The organism is Hamadaea flava (assembly GCF_024172085.1).
In the GTDB taxonomy this organism is placed as follows: Bacteria; Actinomycetota; Actinomycetes; order Mycobacteriales; family Micromonosporaceae; genus Hamadaea; species Hamadaea flava.
Genome location: NZ_JAMZDZ010000001.1, coordinates 8115021 through 8130742 on the forward strand (window position 1 = coordinate 8115021; position 15722 = coordinate 8130742).

16 protein-coding genes and 1 pseudogene are annotated in these 15722 nt (G+C 68.5%); 15 read left to right on the forward strand and 2 right to left on the reverse strand.

The window, feature by feature from the left end:
* The first annotated feature begins 143 nt into the window (after positions 1-143).
* Positions 144-695, forward strand: coding sequence for a hypothetical protein (locus HDA40_RS37870; protein WP_253762804.1), 552 nt, complete (start codon positions 144-146; stop codon positions 693-695).
* Between the two features lie 121 nt (positions 696-816).
* Here the strand turns inward: HDA40_RS37870 and HDA40_RS37875 are convergent, their stop codons facing one another.
* Positions 817-2034 (reverse strand): hypothetical protein, encoded by a 1218-nt coding sequence (locus HDA40_RS37875; RefSeq protein WP_253762805.1) that lies wholly within the window; start codon positions 2032-2034, stop codon positions 817-819.
* A 348-nt stretch (positions 2035-2382) separates the two neighbouring features.
* On the opposite strand from HDA40_RS37875, the gene HDA40_RS37880 reads away from it, so the two are divergent.
* The 11 genes from HDA40_RS37880 (at position 2383) to HDA40_RS37930 (ending at position 11486) form a co-directional block, all read left to right on the forward strand.
* Positions 2383-3285, forward strand: coding sequence for a MurR/RpiR family transcriptional regulator (locus HDA40_RS37880; RefSeq protein WP_372503101.1), 903 nt, complete (start codon positions 2383-2385; stop codon positions 3283-3285).
* An 82-nt stretch (positions 3286-3367) separates the two neighbouring features.
* Positions 3368-4786, forward strand: coding sequence for an N-acetylglucosamine/diacetylchitobiose ABC transporter substrate-binding protein (gene ngcE, locus HDA40_RS37885; protein WP_253762806.1), 1419 nt, complete (start codon positions 3368-3370; stop codon positions 4784-4786).
* 61 nt (positions 4787-4847) lie between these two features.
* Positions 4848-5834 (forward strand): carbohydrate ABC transporter permease, encoded by a 987-nt coding sequence (locus HDA40_RS37890; RefSeq protein WP_253762807.1) that lies wholly within the window; start codon positions 4848-4850, stop codon positions 5832-5834.
* A gap of 10 nt (positions 5835-5844) precedes the next feature.
* Complete coding sequence (locus HDA40_RS37895) at positions 5845-6789, forward strand: carbohydrate ABC transporter permease (RefSeq protein WP_253762809.1); 945 nt, start codon at positions 5845-5847, stop codon at positions 6787-6789.
* An 87-nt stretch (positions 6790-6876) separates the two neighbouring features.
* Entirely contained in the window at positions 6877-8220 is a 1344-nt protein-coding gene (locus HDA40_RS37900) for a ferredoxin reductase family protein (protein WP_253763944.1), read from the forward strand.
* A 32-nt stretch (positions 8221-8252) separates the two neighbouring features.
* Positions 8253-8759, forward strand: coding sequence for an FMN-binding protein (locus tag HDA40_RS37905; RefSeq protein ID WP_253762812.1), 507 nt, complete (start codon positions 8253-8255; stop codon positions 8757-8759).
* Positions 8756-9541, forward strand: coding sequence for an FAD:protein FMN transferase (locus tag HDA40_RS37910; RefSeq protein ID WP_253762814.1), 786 nt, complete (start codon positions 8756-8758; stop codon positions 9539-9541). The genes HDA40_RS37905 and HDA40_RS37910 overlap by 4 nt, the downstream gene beginning before the upstream one ends.
* An 82-nt stretch (positions 9542-9623) precedes the next feature.
* Complete coding sequence (locus HDA40_RS37915) at positions 9624-10037, forward strand: nuclear transport factor 2 family protein (protein ID WP_253762816.1); 414 nt, start codon at positions 9624-9626, stop codon at positions 10035-10037.
* A complete protein-coding gene (locus HDA40_RS37920) occupies positions 10034-10471 on the forward strand; it encodes a CBS domain-containing protein (protein WP_253762818.1) in 438 nt (145 codons plus the stop codon). The genes HDA40_RS37915 and HDA40_RS37920 overlap by 4 nt, the downstream gene beginning before the upstream one ends.
* 94 nt (positions 10472-10565) lie before the next feature.
* On the forward strand, positions 10566-11114 hold the full coding sequence (locus HDA40_RS37925) for a GyrI-like domain-containing protein (RefSeq protein WP_253762819.1): 549 nt from the start codon (positions 10566-10568) through the stop codon (positions 11112-11114).
* A gap of 114 nt (positions 11115-11228) precedes the next feature.
* On the forward strand, positions 11229-11486 hold the full coding sequence (locus HDA40_RS37930) for a hypothetical protein (RefSeq protein ID WP_253762820.1): 258 nt from the start codon (positions 11229-11231) through the stop codon (positions 11484-11486).
* A 46-nt stretch (positions 11487-11532) separates the two neighbouring features.
* On the opposite strand, the gene HDA40_RS37935 is transcribed toward HDA40_RS37930, so the two are convergent.
* Positions 11533-11982: a hypothetical protein gene (locus HDA40_RS37935; RefSeq protein WP_253762822.1), complete on the reverse strand. Its 450-nt coding sequence runs from the start codon at positions 11980-11982 to the stop codon at positions 11533-11535.
* A gap of 178 nt (positions 11983-12160) precedes the next feature.
* Here HDA40_RS37935 and HDA40_RS37940 point away from each other — a divergent pair, with 178 nt between their 5' ends.
* The 3 genes and pseudogenes from HDA40_RS37940 (at position 12161) to HDA40_RS42660 (ending at position 15546) form a co-directional block, all read left to right on the forward strand.
* The gene (locus tag HDA40_RS37940; RefSeq protein ID WP_253762824.1) at positions 12161-13483 is read left to right on the forward strand and encodes a cellulose binding domain-containing protein; all 1323 of its coding nucleotides are present in this window, start codon (positions 12161-12163) and stop codon (positions 13481-13483) included.
* Between the two features lie 155 nt (positions 13484-13638).
* Positions 13639-14037 (forward strand): annotated as a pseudogene (locus HDA40_RS42370) (carbohydrate binding domain-containing protein); the annotation flags it as partial.
* The gene (locus tag HDA40_RS42660; RefSeq protein ID WP_372503211.1) at positions 14035-15546 is read left to right on the forward strand and encodes a chitinase; all 1512 of its coding nucleotides are present in this window, start codon (positions 14035-14037) and stop codon (positions 15544-15546) included. The pseudogene HDA40_RS42370 and the gene HDA40_RS42660, both read left to right, overlap by 3 nt.
* Positions 15547-15722 lie beyond the last annotated feature (176 nt).

The following is a 15722-nucleotide window of genomic DNA, read 5'->3' on the forward strand; positions in this document are numbered from 1 at the left end:
AGCGTACGGATCGGGGGCGTGGCGGGACATCCGTGCCAGCCCGGAGGAGCCTTCCGGGGTCGCTCCGATGTGCGACCCGCCCCGGTGGGCCGACGCTGGGTCCCATCGAACCGAGTCATCGAGTTGAAGCTCAGGAGGACATCATGACCAAGGTGTGGGGGAGCGTCGGAGTCGCCGCCGCGCTGCTGTGGGCGGCCGGCATCCTGATCCAGTACGCCGACGCCGACAGCAAGCCCGGTGAGCTGCTGATCGATGCCGGCTTCATCGGCATCGCGGCGATGATCGCCGGCCTGCTCGTCACGGGCGTCGCCGGCCGGGGCGTGTTTCCGGCGATCGGGCTGGGCGTCTGGTCGTTCGGGCATCTGAGCATCGCCCTCGGCGGTTTCGTCGAAATGGCCACCGGCAACGCCGACAACGCGTTCTATCCGCTCGGCGGCCTCGCGCAGATCGTCGGGGGCGTCCTGGCGGCGGTCGCGTTGGCCCGCGCCGGGGTGCTGACCGGCTGGCGGCGGTGGATGCCGGTCGCCTGGGTCGTGACCTACCTGGGCGTGTTCGCGACGCTGATCACCGCCGGTGACGACGTGCAGGCGTGGCAGCTCGCGCCGTTCGGGCTGTGGCTGGCGACGATCGCGTTGACCGGGGTCGCCGCCGCGACCGCGACGCCGGCCGCCGGTGCGGTGGCGCGTACGGCGTGATCGTCGACTGCGGAATGTCGACCGCGCAGTATCGACTGCACCGGTCGACTGTGGAATCCGGTTCCGGGGGGTGGGCACGCCGTCGTGTGACGGCGTGCCCTTCAGCGTTCCGGTGCGCCGCTCAGCCGGTGTAGTCGGTGCTCTTCGCCGAGTTCGACGGCCACAGGTACTTGCCGTTGTCGGACGCCTTGAAGTGCGAGTTGTCGTCGCCGGCGCGTACCTGGAGCCGGTTGTTCCGCCAGGTCGAGCCGCGCGATCTGCCGCCCCAGATCCCGCCGTAGTTGAACCCGTAGAGCTGGCTCAGCTCCGCCGAGAAGACGTTGCCCGTGACGGTGATGTTCGTGGCGTTGTTCCGGGTGCCGATGCAGACGGCGTACCCCCAGCCGGAGACGTAGTTGTTCGTGAACGACACGTGGTCGTAGACGCCGGTTCCCTGTAACGCCAAGCCGTTCGTGTTGCCCAGCGACGCGATCGTGTTGTGGTCGACGATCATCGGCCCGCCGTCGCCCTCGCTCTGCGGCCCGATGCCGTCGTGGTGATACTCGTCGTGCGACGTGTCGGCCAGGTCGTGCAGGTAGTTGTTGGTCCAGCGCGACGGCTTGCCGGGCCGCCCGGTGGTCATCTCCAGCCCGGCGTTGCCCCAGATGTCGTTGTGGTCCATCGTCGCCACCGCGCCCTTCATCGTGGTGACGAGCTGCCACGACTTGTCGAACGGCGTACCGGGCGGGTTGGGGGCCGACGACACCTTTCCGTTGTTGCCCGGCGGGCGGGCGTACGAGTTGGGTTTGAACGTCGAGTAACGGAACGTGATCGCGGTGTCGGCGTAGATCTGGACCAGGTTGTCGTTGGGGATGGTGCCCTCGAAGAGGCAGCCGATGAAGGTCAGGTTGTCGCCGTAGATGGTCACCTTGAGCGCGAGGAACCGCTGGAAGGTGATCACGCTGTTGTCGGGGAACTCGAGGCGGAGCGGCTTGGCGGCGCTCATTCCCGAGGCGTGGTCTTTCAGCTTGCCCGGGTACCCGCCCTTGCCGAGCCCGCCCGCGTTCGCCGGGGTGTGCGCGTACCCGGTGTTGGAGAAGTCCGGCCAGTAGCCGGTGCCGTCGTTGGGTCGCGACGCCAACGCGGAACCCTGCTTGGTCACCGAGGGTGACGGCGCGGCCGACGCCGACGTGGACGGGGACGGATCCAGCGGGCTCGCCGATCCGGAGGGGTCGGCGTCGGGCGCGGCCGCGACGCGGATGTCGGAACCGGAGTCGTGCGCGGTGAGGTATCCGGCGCCCGCGCCGATCACGATCGCGACCACCGCCCCCACGGCCAGCCAGCGCATCGGTAGCCGCATCGTGCCTCCGGTCAGCCCGGACGCCGGGGACCGACGTCCGTCGAAGTTGGACAGATCAGGTGAGGATGATACTCGGCGCGACCCGGCCGCCGTCCGGATCGATCCGCGTCATCCGGTCAGCTCGCCGATCCCTGGCCGAACGGCTCGCGGTCAGCATTCTTACCAACCCTGGTTTTGGGCGTTCTCGCTGCTCATGGCAGGCGTTGATCAAGTAACGGTAAGGAAACTTTACGAGACCTATTGACAACTATGCCCTCGCAGTAAGAACTTTTACCGCAACAGTTAACAGTCCTTGCCATTATCACGTATGTATACCCGTGAAGGGGCGTGCCAGCGATGGATCGCGAGGTGACCGTCAGTGCGGCGCACGACGACGCTGACGCGCTGCTGCCCCAGATCCAGGTACGCCTGACCGAGTTCACGGGGGCGTTGCGTCGGGTCGCTGATCATGTTCTGGCGGATCCGGCGGCGGCGGCGCGGGCGACGATCGTGGAGTTGGCGGAGCGTAGTGGGACCTCGCCGGCGACGGTGACCCGGTTCTGCCGGGCGTTGGGTTTCGACGGGTACGCGGATCTGCGGTTGGGGATCGCGGGGGAGACCGGCCGGTTGGCTCGGTCGGCCGGGTGGCAGGTCGACATCGGGCGGGAGATTCAGCCGACCGATCCGCTGGAGCGGGTGTTGTCGCAGTTGATGGCGGCGGACACGTTGGCGATGCGGGATACGGCGGCGCGGATCGATCTGTCGGCGGTGGAGCGGGCGGCGGATGCGATCGCGGCGGCGTCGCGGGTGGACATCTACGGGGCGTCGGGTAGTGCCCTGGTGGGTGAGGAGCTGCAGTTCTCGTTGCATCGGATCGGGATCGCGGCGTGGGCGTGGACCGACATCCACAACGGTCTGGCTTCGGCGGCTTTGCTGGGGCCGGGGGATGTGGCGTTGGGGATCTCGCACTCGGGGCAGACGCGGGAGACGATCGAGATGATCGCCGAGGCGGGCAGTCACGGTGCGACCACGATCGCGTTGACCAGCTTCCCGCGTTCCCCGCTGACGGACGTCGCCGACGATCTCCTCCTCACCGCCACCCAGGCGACCACGTTCCGGCCGGACGCGCTGTCGGCGCGGCATCCGCAGCTGGTGGTGCTGGACCTGTTGTACATCGCGGTGGCGCAGCGCACGCATGAGCGCTCGCACGCGGCCTTTCAGCGTACGGCTCGTGCGGTAGAGGCCCATCGGATCAAGGAGGTCGCCGAATGAAGAGCCTCCACACACAAGCTTCGGCGCGGCGGCCCGCCGAGCCGGGAACCCCCACCAACGAATCCCTTACTGAGGAGACACCATGTCCCACACCAGCCTGAGCCGCCGCACGGTGCTTCGCCGTGCCGCGGCAGCGGGTCTGCTGGCGACGCCGGCCGCCGGGTTCCTCGCGGCCTGCGCCTCCAGCGACACCTCCGGCGACACCGGCAGCGGCACGACCGGCAAGACGAAGGACAACCCCTTCGGCGTCGACGCCAAGAAGAACGTCGACGCGGTCGTCTTCGACGGCGGCTTCGGCCAGGAGTACGCGAAGGGCTACGCGTCGCTCTACGAGCAGAAGTACAGCGGCTCCAAGGTCGGCATCACCTGGTCCAAGGAGATCCTGACCGACATGCAGCCCCGGTTCACGGGTAACACCGCACCGGACGTCATCAACAACTCCTCGCCGAAGACGCTCGACCTGGCGACCATCGTCGACCAGCTCACCGACCTCACCGAGCTGTACGACGCGCCGAGCATCGACGACCCGAACGTGAAGATCCGCGACACCCTGCTCGCCGGCACCATCGAGTCGGGCCTGTTCAACGACAAGCCCTACACGCTGAACGCCGCGTACACGGTGTACGGCTTCTTCCACGACCAGACCCTGTTCGACGCCAAGGGCTGGAAGGTGCCGACCACGTGGGAGGAGTTCCTGGCGCTGGCCGAGAACGCCAAGAAGGAGGGCATCGCCGCCTTCACCCACCAGGGCAAGTACCCGTGGTACATGTACAACGTCATCACCGACTGGATCTGGAAGGTGGGCGGCAAGGAGGCGATCTTCGCGATCGACAACCTGGAGCCGGGCGCCTGGCAGTCCGACGCGGTGAAGACCGTCATCGACCACATCCACGAGATGCTGGGCAAGGGCTACGTCCAGGCCGGCGCGGCCGCCCTCGACCACACCACCACCCAGCAGGCGGTCATCGACCGCAAGGCGCTGTTCATCCCCTGCGGCACCTGGCTCGAAGGCGAGATGGCCAAGACCCTGAGGTCGGACACCAAGCTCGAGGTCAGCGCGCAGTGGCGCCTGACGGCGTCGGACAAGAGCCCCTACGGCACCGTACGCGCGGCCGCCGGCGAGGGCTGGATCGTCCCGAAGACCGGCAAGAACCCGGCCGGTGGCCTGGAGTTCCTGCGGATCATGCTGTCCAAGGCCGGCGCCCGCAAGTTCGCCGAGCTGACCAAGTCGCTGCCGGTCGTCAAGGGCGCGGCCGACGGCCTGACCGGCTCGTCGCAGTTCGTCTCGGCGAACAAGGTCCTGTCCGCCGCCAACGGCAACGTCGTCAGCGTCCGCTTCGACGGCTGGTACAAGGATCTCTACACCGCGCTGGAAGGTGCGATCACCAACCTGATGTCGGGCAAGGGCGGCGCCGCCGAGTTCACCACCGCGATGCAGAAGGCGGCCGACAAGATCGCGGCCGACCCGAACGTCAAGAAGCAGCCCAAGCGCACGGCCTGATCACCCACGGTCTCGCCGGGGTCCTCGTGGACCTCGGCGAGACCCGACCTAAGGATTCGCCATGAACCACGGCAGAGCCCGCTTCATCGTGGGCTTCCTGTTCTTCCCCGTGCTGCTGTACGTGGTCTATGTGATCTGGCCGTATCTCCAGACCATCGGCTACTCGCTGACGGACTGGAACGGCTTCACGCCGGAGGTGCCGTACGCCGGCTTCGGCAACTACGCCGATCTGCTCAAAGACGAGACCTTCCTGCGATCGCTGTACCACAACGCCGTGATCCTCGTGGTCTATCCGATCGTCACCATCCTGCTGGCGCTGTTCTTCGCGTTCATGCTCAACGTCGGCGGACGCGGCGACAAGGCGGGCGTACGCGGGGTGGCCGGATCCGGGCTCTACAAGACGATCTTCTTCTTCCCGCAGCTGCTGTCGATCGCGATCGTGGCGATCCTGTGGAGCCGCATCTTCGAAAGCTCCACCGACACCGGCTTCCTCAACGCGCTGCTGGCGAAGGTCGGCATCGTCGACCCGCAGCATCCGCTGCTGTTCCTGGGCGAGACGAACTCCTGGCTGATACCCGGCATCCCGTTCGGCGACACCGTCCTGGACGCGCCGGTGGTCCTCTGGTGCTTGATCGTCATCGCCGTCTGGGGCGGCGTCGGTTTCTACCTCGTGCTCTTCTCGGCCGGCATGCAGTCCGTCCCGAAGGACATCTTCGAGGCCGCGCTGCTCGACGGTTCCACCCGGGGCCAGACCTTCTTCCGGATCACGCTGCCGCTGCTGTGGGAGCAGATCTCGGTCGCCTGGGTCTACCTGGGCATCGCCGCGCTGGACTTCTTCCTGCTCGCGTACGCGATCGCGCCGCCGAGCATGCAGGCGACCGGGGCGAGCCACGTGATGAGTTCATGGATCTATCACACCGCGTTCGGCAGCAGCCGCTACGACAAGTTCGGGTACGCCTGCGCGATGGCGGTCGCGATGGCGGCGTTCACCTTCATCTTCGCGCTGATCCAGTTGCGGATCACGCGCCGGGAAAAGATCGAGTTCTAGGGCGGCCGGGATGACCACGACAACCTCGAAACACGCGCTTCCGACCGCGCCCGGACCGGTGGCGGAGCCGCCGCCGAAGAGCAAGGGCGAGGGCCGCCTCCTCACCGGCTTCTCCCACGTGTTCCTCGCCGTGTGGGGCCTGATGGTCGGTGTGCCGCTGCTCTGGGCGACGGTGCAGTCGTTCCGGTCCGACGACGAGATCCTGCACCAGCCGTTGAGCCTGCCCGGTTCGTGGCACATCGGCGCGTTCGGCCGGGCCTGGACCAAGGGCCACATCGGGGAGTACTTCTTCAACACCATCGTCGTGATGACGTTCAGCGTGACGTTGAGCATGCTGCTCGGCGCGATGGTGGCGTACGTGCTGGCCCGGTATCGCTTCCCCGGCAACCGGATCGTCTACTACCTGTTCTTCACCGGGCTGGTCATGCCGATCTTCCTCGGGCTGATCCCGCTCTACAAGACGGTGCAGAACCTGGCCGCGATGCTCGGCCTGTCCAGCGTCATCGGCCTGAACACCTACGGCGGCCTGATCCTGGTCTACATCGCGTACTCGCTGCCGTTCACGGTGTTCTTCCTGCACTCGTTCTTCCGTACGCTGTCCACCGACGTCGCGGAGGCGGGCCTGATCGACGGGGCGAGCCACACCACGCTGTTCTTCCGCGTGATGCTGCCGATGGCCAAGCCCGGCCTGGTCAGCATCGGCCTGTTCAACATCATCGGCCAGTGGAACCAGTTCATCCTGCCCAACCTGCTCATGAAGCCGCAGAGCGGGTTCGAGGAGGGCAAGTTCGTGCTGACCCAGGGCCTGCTCAACCTCGTGAACAACTCGAAGTACGAGACCGACTGGGCGCGGCTGTTCGCCGGCATGACGCTGGCGATGCTGCCGATCCTGGTGACCTACCTCGTCTTCAACCGCCAGATCCAGGCCGGTCTGACCGGCTCGATCACCAAATAGCGCGGACGCTGTGCCCGGCTCACAGGCTGGGCACAGCAAACCCTTAGCGGGCACATACGCGGCTCCGGGATCGTCGACGGCGTGAAGATGAAGCGCTGGTGGGCCGACGTGGCGGGGTTCGCCGCCGGGCTGACCGTGATCATGGTCGTGGCGCTGTGGGTCGCTCAAGGCGGCGTACAGGAGGTCGCCGGGGGCGGCTGGGGCGCGGTCGCGGCGGTCGGGCGGCTGACCGGGCTGGTGGCCTCGGACCTGATGCTGCTGCAGGTGCTGCTGCTGGCCCGGATTCCCTGGGTCGAGCGGGCCTTCGGGCAGGACCAGCTGGCCCGGTGGCACCGCTGGGTCGGGTTCACCTCGTTCCATCTCATGCTCGCCCACATCGTGCTCATCACCCTCGGCTACGCCGGGCCGGTGCACGACAACGTGCTGCACACGTTCTGGAACCTGATCACCACCTATCCCGGGATGCTGCTCGCGCTGGCGGGCGCGGCGGCGATCGTCATGGTCGTGGTGACCTCGATCAAGGCGGCCCGGCGCCGGCTGCGCTACGAGTCGTGGCACCTGCTGCACCTGTACGCGTACCTCGGCGTGGGGTTGGCGCTGCCGCACCAGTTGTGGACCAGCGCAGACTTCCTCGCTTCCCCGGTCGCGCGGGCGTACTGGTGGACGCTGTGGGCGGCGACGGCCGCGGCGATCCTGATCTTCCGTGTCGGACTGCCGGCCTGGCGTACCGCCCGGCATCGGCTGGAGGTCGTCGAGGTGGTCGCCGAAGGGCCGGGCCTCACCTCGGTGTACCTCAAGGGCCGGTTCCTGGACCGGCTGCCGGTCCAGGCCGGGCAGTTCTTCCAGTGGCGGTTCCTCGACGGGCCCGGCTGGTCGCGGGCGCACCCGTACTCGTTGTCGGGGCCGCCGCGCGAAGACCGGTTGCGGATCACCGTCAAGGATCTCGGCGACGGCAGCGCGCGCGTCGCCACCCTGCGGCCCGGCACCCGCGTCCTGGTCGAAGGGCCGTACGGCCGGCTCACGGGCGAGGCGTATCGGGGCGGTCCGGTCACGATGATCGCCTGCGGCATCGGCATCACCCCACTCCTCGCGCTGCTGTGGGACCTGCCCTACCGCGACGGCGAAGCCACGCTCGTCTATCGCGCTCGGTCCGTGCAAGAGCTGGCCTTCCGGTCGGAGATCGAGTGGCTCGCCGCGCGGCGCGGGCTCCGCGTCGTCACACTCCTCGGTCCGCGCGCCCAGGATTCCTGGTTGCCTCACGGGTACGCCGAGAGCGGCGACCTGGCGGCGCTGCGTCGCATCGTCCCGGACGCGCGCGGACAGCACCTCTACATCTGCGGCCCCGACGACTGGACCGCCCGGGTGCGGCGCACGGCGGCCGAGGCCGGAGTCGCGCCGGACCGGGTTCACGTCGAGCACTTCGCCTGGTGAGACTGAGTAGCAGGAAGCGGTAGGAGGAAGAGATGCGGCGGATCACGCTATGGCTGCTGTCCACTGTGGCGGCGGTGGTGCTGTTGTTCAGCTACCGCACCAGCACCATGGGCTCCGGCGGTGGTGACACGGTCGCGGTGACGCCCGCGAACACCGCGGGGGCTGCCAGGGCCACCGGTTCGGGTTCGACCACGCAGCAGCAGACGAAGAGCGGCACGACTAGCGGTGGCACCACGAACGGCACGACCACCACCTCGGGCAGCAAGACCTACGACGGCTCGGTCGCGCAGACGCGCTGGGGTCCGGTGCAGGTGCGGATCACCGTCGCCAACGGCAAGATCACCGACGTCGAGGCGGTCGAGTACCCCACCGAGAACCATCGGGACCAGGAGATCAACCAGTACGCCCTGCCGATCCTGCACGACTCGGTGATCTCGCAGCAGAGCGCGAACATCGACACCGTCTCCGGCGCGACGGTCACCAGCGAGGGCTACATCCAGTCGTTGCAGGCGGCCCTCGACGCCGCCCACCTGTCATGACCGTGCCGGCGGCTGGGTTCGTCCAGCGGGCCTGGGTCGAGCAGATCATGGGATTGCCGATCAGCGTCCACCTGCGGGGCGCCGATCCGGCCACGCCCGCTGTCGAGGCCGCGGTGACGGCGTATTTCGCCGAACTGCGGCGTGCCGACGACATCTTCAGCACCTATCGCGCCGACAGCGAGATCAGCCGCTGGCAGCGCGGCGAGCTGACCCTGGCCGCTGCGGATCCGCTCTTGGGCCGGGTACTGGCGAGCTGCGATCAGGCCTTTGTGCGTACCAGTGGATTCTTCGACGCGCGATCGTTGCCCGACCCACTGGGCGGCGCACCGCGGACCGATCCTTCCGGCCTGGTCAAGGGGTGGGCCGTGGAGCGGGCCGCGCGGCGGCTGCCGGCGGACCACGGTTGGTGCGTGAACGCGGGCGGCGATGTGCTGGTGCACGCGCCGGACGGGCTGCCCGCCTGGCGCCTGGGCGTGGAGGATCCGATGCGCGACGACAAGATCCTGCGCGCGGTGACCATGCGGCGGGGAGCGCTGGCGACGTCCGGAACGCGCCATCGCGGTACGCACATCGTCGACCCGCACACGGGACAGCCGCCGATCGGGCTGCGCCAGGTCAGTGTGCTGGGCCCGGAGTTGCTCTGGGCCGACGTGTACGCGACCGCGGCGTTCGCACGGGGCACGAGCGCACTGGAGTGGCTGGCGACCCTGGACGGGTACGAGGGTCTGGTGGTGACCTCCGAGGGGCGCGTGCACAGCACGCCGGGGTGGCCGATCGCGTGAACGGCGGCGTCGGCGATGGCGCGGGGGACTGGACGGGCGCAGACTGAGGTTTGAGGGGCGACGACCGAGGAAAGGGGTCGTCATGACAAGTGTTCTGCCCGCTCGGAGCACCACCGAGGCCGAGGTGCGGGCGATGCTGCGGCTGTGGACCACGGCGGAGTACCGCGGTCTGGTCGACGTCGTCGAGGAGTTGCTGACCGACGACTTCCTGGGCGTGGACCGGGCCGGGCACGTGCTGGACAAGCAGGCTTGGCTGGCCCGGCGGCGGGACGGCCGGCTGTTCCACACGACGTTCACCGTCGATCCCGTCGATCTACGCCTGCACGGTGACTCCGCGGTCGCCGTGGGCGACCACGAATGCGCCGGTCACGACCAAGGCGAGACCTTCGGGCGACACTGCCGGATCACCGCGGTCGGCGTACGCGACGGGCGGTTGTGGAAGCTCGCCTCGGTGCACATCAGCGAGACGCCGGAGCAGGCGGGCAGCTCCGGATGAGGCTCACCGCGGAGACCGTGATGACCGGCGACCCCGTGACGATCGAGGCGACCGACTCGATCGTCCACGCGGCGCGGCTGATGCGCGACTACGACATCGGCGACCTCATCGTGACCGATCGAGGCCACGTGGTCGGCATAGTCACTGATCGGGACATCGTCATAAGGGGGATCGCGGACTCCCGGGGCGTGGAGACCACCCACGTCGGCGAGGTGTGCAGCCGGGACGTGGTGACCGTCGGCCCGGACGAGGAGCTGGATCAGGTCGTCGCGATCATGTGCGAGCACGCCGTACGCCGGATGCCGGTGATCTCGGGCGGCCGCGTCGTCGGCGTGATCTCGCTCGGCGACCTCGCCCGGGAGGACGGCGAACTGGCGTTGACCGACGCGAAGTCCGTGCTCACGGAGATCAGCCTCGCCCAGCCGAACCGTTGATCAGCAGCCGAATCGCTGATCAACAGTGTTGGGCTGCCGTTCGGCGGGTACTGCCTCCAGTGAAACGGAGGCCCGAAAAATGGACGAGATCCTGATGACGGGACCGCCGGCGGTCGATTCCCGGCCCGCGATCGCCACTACCGGTCTCACGCGATACCTGACGCTCGACGGCCATGGCGCGCCCGACGCCTTTCCCGCGTACGCCGACGCGCTGCGCCGCGTCGCCACCGCCCTTCGGCTGCCGGTACACCCGACCGAGGCGTTGTGGTGGTCGGCGGACGGCGGCCCGATGCGTCCCGAGCGCATGCACGCCTGGCGCTGGTCACTGCTGCAGAAGGTGCCGTTGGAAACCGGAACCGCCGACGTCGCCAAGGCTTCGGCGACGCTGCGCGGCATAGTGCCCGAGGGACTGCTGTCGGACATCAGCGTCGCCAGCCTCGACGAGGGCACCGTCGCGCAGGTTCTGTACACCGGATCGTTGCGCGACAAGGCGCCCGCCCTGCGGATGTTGCGCGATTTCGCGCGTACGCACGGCTATGCGGTCAAGGGGAAGTACCACGAGATCTATCTGGACGATCCTGGTCCGCATTCGCCGCCGGACGCCCGGACGATTCTCCGGTTGCCCCTCGTCCGGTCGGCTTGACCGGTCGCGCCGAAGATCCCGGTACGCGGCACGGCCCTCCCGCACGGCTCGTTGACAAGGGGAAGGCTGCCCATCCGGGGCAGCATGAGCAGTGCGAATGCAGGGAGGGCCGTGATGGCTCGCAAACGACGGACGGCGGTGCCGGCCGCCGCCCCACCACCTCCGGTCGAGCAGATGCCGGTGGTGGCGCCGGACAGCCCGTTGGCGATGACCGCCCGGGAACTGCTGGCGGCGCACACCCCACCGGAGGGGAGCGCCACCTGCCCACGATGTGACGTGCCCGATCCGTGCCCGACGGCGCGGCACGCGAGCATCGTGTGTCTGGCTGCGCGGGATCCCGCGGAGGCGAACGCACTGACCCCGACCGGTTGAGGACCGGCCAGCCCCGGTCGCGGGCGCGTCGCTCACGGCGATTCGCTCAGCGACCGGGGCGTTTCATGTCCCGGTTCCCCGTCGCCGTCCGCATCGCCCTCAGCGCCCGGCTGGCCAGCGCCTCTTGATCGACCCGCGCGCGGAAGTCCGGGTCGGCACAGTACACCGCCAGCATCGCGCGCAGGCGTGAGGCGGGTGTGACGCCGTCGCCGAGCCGGAAGCTCTTCAACGCGAGATCCTCTTCGACGGTCAGCGTGACGCTGACCCGTTCCGGTCGTTTCCCCAGCGGGCGTGGTTCGCGGATCGAGCGCCGGGTCTGCGTCGCGTCGAGAAACCCGCGTTGGTAGTCACGGCCGTGCCGAGCGGACAGGGCGCGCATCGCGTCGCGGAGCAACGAGGTTCCCCCGCCGAGCCCGTGCCGCCAGCGCTGGCCGTCGTCGGTCTGCAACCAGGCTCTTCCCATCCGGCTGCCGGCGTCATACTCGTCCGTCGTCACGAAGGTCGCGCCTACCCGATTCCGCGTAACTCAAACGTCTTGCCACTCGATAGTGGGACACTACGGGATTACAGTCAGGACATCCATCGCCGTCCACTCCCACCGGACGGGTCCGGCTCCGCCCAGAGCCACCGGACGGCGTGACTCGGAGAAAGGATGTCCCGTGCGCGTGCCTCACATGAGGCGCGTGACCCTGCTGCGCTCCACGGTTCTCGCGGCTGTCCTGCTCGTCGTCGGCTATGCCGGCGCCGCGCTCGCGCTGCCTGATCCGCCTGCGCCGGTCACCGCCAACGCCACCTGGTTCGACGCCCTCGGTTCGCCGTACGGCGGCTGCGGACTGCCTCAGGCCAATTTGGACAGTCAGAACTTCGTCGCCCTCAACGTGTTCAACACGCCCGGCGACTATGCGTACTCGACGCGGCCGGTGCCCGACGCCGCCAAGACCGGGATGTGGGAGAACGGGCGCAACTGCGGCCGCTGGGTCCAGGTCTCGATCGCCGACTATTGCACCGGCGTCAACGACGGCGCACCGAACCAGGCGTTCTGCCGCAACGGGTCGTGGGTCGCCGACGCGTACAACGGCGGCACGCTGACCATGCTGGTCGCCGACAGCTGCGGCGACGGCAACGCCTGGTGCCGCGACGACCCGTACCACCTCGACCTGGCCAAGGGATCGCTGAACACGTTCGTCAAGAACGGCACGACGCTGACCGACCTCTACCCGAACCACTGGAACAACCGGCACATCAGCTGGAAGTTCGTGCCCGCGCCCAACTACACCGGCGACATCAGCATCGGCTTCCTGCAGGGGGCGCAGCAGTGGTGGCCGGCCATCGCCGTGTCCCACCTGGCCAACGGCATCCACGGAGTCGAGTACTTCGCTGACGGCACGTGGCACACCGCCGCGATGAACAGCGACATGGGCCAGTCCTACATCATCGGCGGGCTCACCTCGGGTGCGACCTCCTTCCAGATCCGCGTACGCGACGTCACCGATGCGCTCATCAACGGCGGCCGGGTGTACTCGTTCAGCCTGCCGTGCTCGTCGCAGTGCTCCGTTCCGTACACGGCTGCGGCGTACACGACCTCGGGTGGCTCGACCGGCTCGCCTTCGACCTCAACGTCGACCTCGCCGTCGGCGTCCGTTTCGCCCTCCGCCTCGGTGTCGCCGTCGGCGTCGGTCTCGCCGACCTCGTCGTCGGGGGTGTGCACGGCGGCGTACAAGGTCACCAGTTCGTGGCCCGGCGGCTTCGGCGGCGAGGTGACCGTGACCGCGGGCAGCGCCCCGATCACGGGCTGGACCGTGAAATGGACGTACGCCAACGGGCAGACGATCAGCCAACTGTGGAACGGCACGCTGACCACGAGCGGGTCGGCGATCACGGTGAAGAACGTGTCGTACAACGGCTCGCTTGGCGCGGGCGGGACGGCGACGTTCGGCTTCAACGGGACGTCGACCGGTACCACCAGCATTCCCACACTGACCTGCACCAGCCCGTAACCCCGTGCGGATCACGGTTGCGCATGCTTTCCGGGCCTGCGGAAGCATGCGCAACCGTGATCCGCTGCCTACGGCGTCCATTGACGCAGGCGTGTCCTCAAATATTTAATAAAGCTTCCTTATAGGTTCCTCGGTTCTCCGCTGGAGGAGCAACGATGAAGCTTTCCCGCATCACGGCGCTGGTCGCGGCCGCCGTCCTGCTATTCGCCGCACCGGCGGCTCCGGCGACCGGGGCCGAACTGCTGTCCAACGGCGGCTTCGAGACGGGCGCGCTGAGCCCGTGGAGCTGCTCCGGCAGCCTGGGCAGCGTCGTCACCACCCCCGCGCGTACGGGGACTAAGGCGTTGCGAGGCGCGGCGTCCAGCTCGGACAACGCGAACTGCACGCAGACCGTCTCCGTCGTGTCGGGCACGTCGTACACGCTGACCGGCTGGGTCCGGGGCAGCTACGTCTACCTCGGGGTGACCGGCGGAACGTCGACGTGGACGCCCAGCGCCACGAACTGGACCCAGCTCACCGTCACGTTCACCGCGTCGAGCAGCAGCGTGCAGGTGTTCCTGCACGGCTGGTACGGCACCGGCGACTACTACGCCGACGACGTCTCGTTGCAGGGCACGGCCGGGGCAGGCGTTCCCACTGTCCCCGGTACGCCCGCCGCCGGCACGATCACGAACACCTCGGCCGCACTGAGCTGGTCGGCGTCGACCGGAACCGTGACCGGCTACCGGGTGTACGAGGGTGCGACGCTCAAGACGACCGTCACGGGGGCGTCGGCGACGATCTCCGGGCTGACCGCCTGCACGAGCCACACCTACGACGTGACCGCGTACAACAGCGTGGGGGAGTCGGCGCACTCGGGGAGCGTCACGATCACGACCACCGGGTGTGGCACCGGGGTTCCCGGCACGCCGGGCAACGCCCGCGTCACGTCCACTGCGGACACGTCGCTCGGGCTCGCCTGGGACGCGTCGACCGGGACCGTGACCGGCTATCGGGTGTACGAGGGGACGACGCTCAAGACCACGGTCACGGGGACGTCGGCGACGATCTCCGGGCTGACCGCCTGCACCAGCCACACGTACGCCGTCCGCGCGTACAACAGCAGTGGTGAATCGGGTTCGGCGAGCGTGACCGGCACGACCACCGGATGTTCCACGGGCACGCTGCCCAAGCACCTCCTCACGGGCTACTGGCAGAACTTCACCAACGGCGCGACGCCGCTGCGGCTGTCGGCGGTCCCGACGACCTACGACATCGTGGCGATCGCGTTCGCCAACGCCGACCCCGGCTCGGCCGGCGGCGTGACGTTCGGCGTCGACTCCGGCCTGTCGAGTGCGCTCGGCGGCTACACCGACGCCCAGTTCAAGGCGGACGTCGCCACCCTGCACTCGCGCAACCAGAAGGTCATCCTGTCCGTCGGCGGCGAGAAGGGCACCGTCTCGGTGTCCAGTGCGGCCGCCGCGACCAACTTCGCCAACAGCGTGTACGCGATCATGACGAGCTACGGGTTCGACGGCGTCGACATCGACCTGGAGAACGGGCTCAACGCGACCTACATGGAGCAGGCGTTGCGGTCGCTGCGGTCGAAGGCGGGCGCGAACCTGATCATCACGATGGCGCCGCAGACCATCGACATGCAGTCGACCGGGACGACGTACTTCGCACTGGCGCTCAACATCCGCGACATCCTGACCATCGTGCACACCCAGTTCTACAACTCGGGCGGCATGCTGGGCTGCGACCAGATGTTCGCGTACGGGCAGGGGACGATCAACTTCCTGACCGCGCTGGCCTGCATCCAGCTTCAGAGCGCGCTGCGACCGGACCAGGTGGCCCTCGGCCTGCCCTCGTCCACCTCCGCGGCGGGCGGCGGCTACGTCGGCCCCGGCGTCGTCAACAACGCGCTCGACTGCCTGGCGGCCGGGACGAACTGCGGCAGCTTCGTGCCCCCGGCCAAGTGGCCGAGCATCCGGGGCGCGATGACGTGGTCGATCAACTGGGATGCGAGCAACGGGTACGCGTTCGCCAACACCGTCCACGGCCACCTGGTCGCGATGCCGTGAGGCAGTGACGCCGTGACGCCGGTGACGCCGTGACGCCGTGACGCCGTGACGCCGGTGACCCGGTGATCGTCGGTGGCCGCCGATCTTGGGGGTTCGCGCCTCCATGATCGGCGGCTGCCGCCATTCGTGGGGCTCAGCCGAAGCTGATCGTCGGCGGCCGACGATCATGCCGCGCG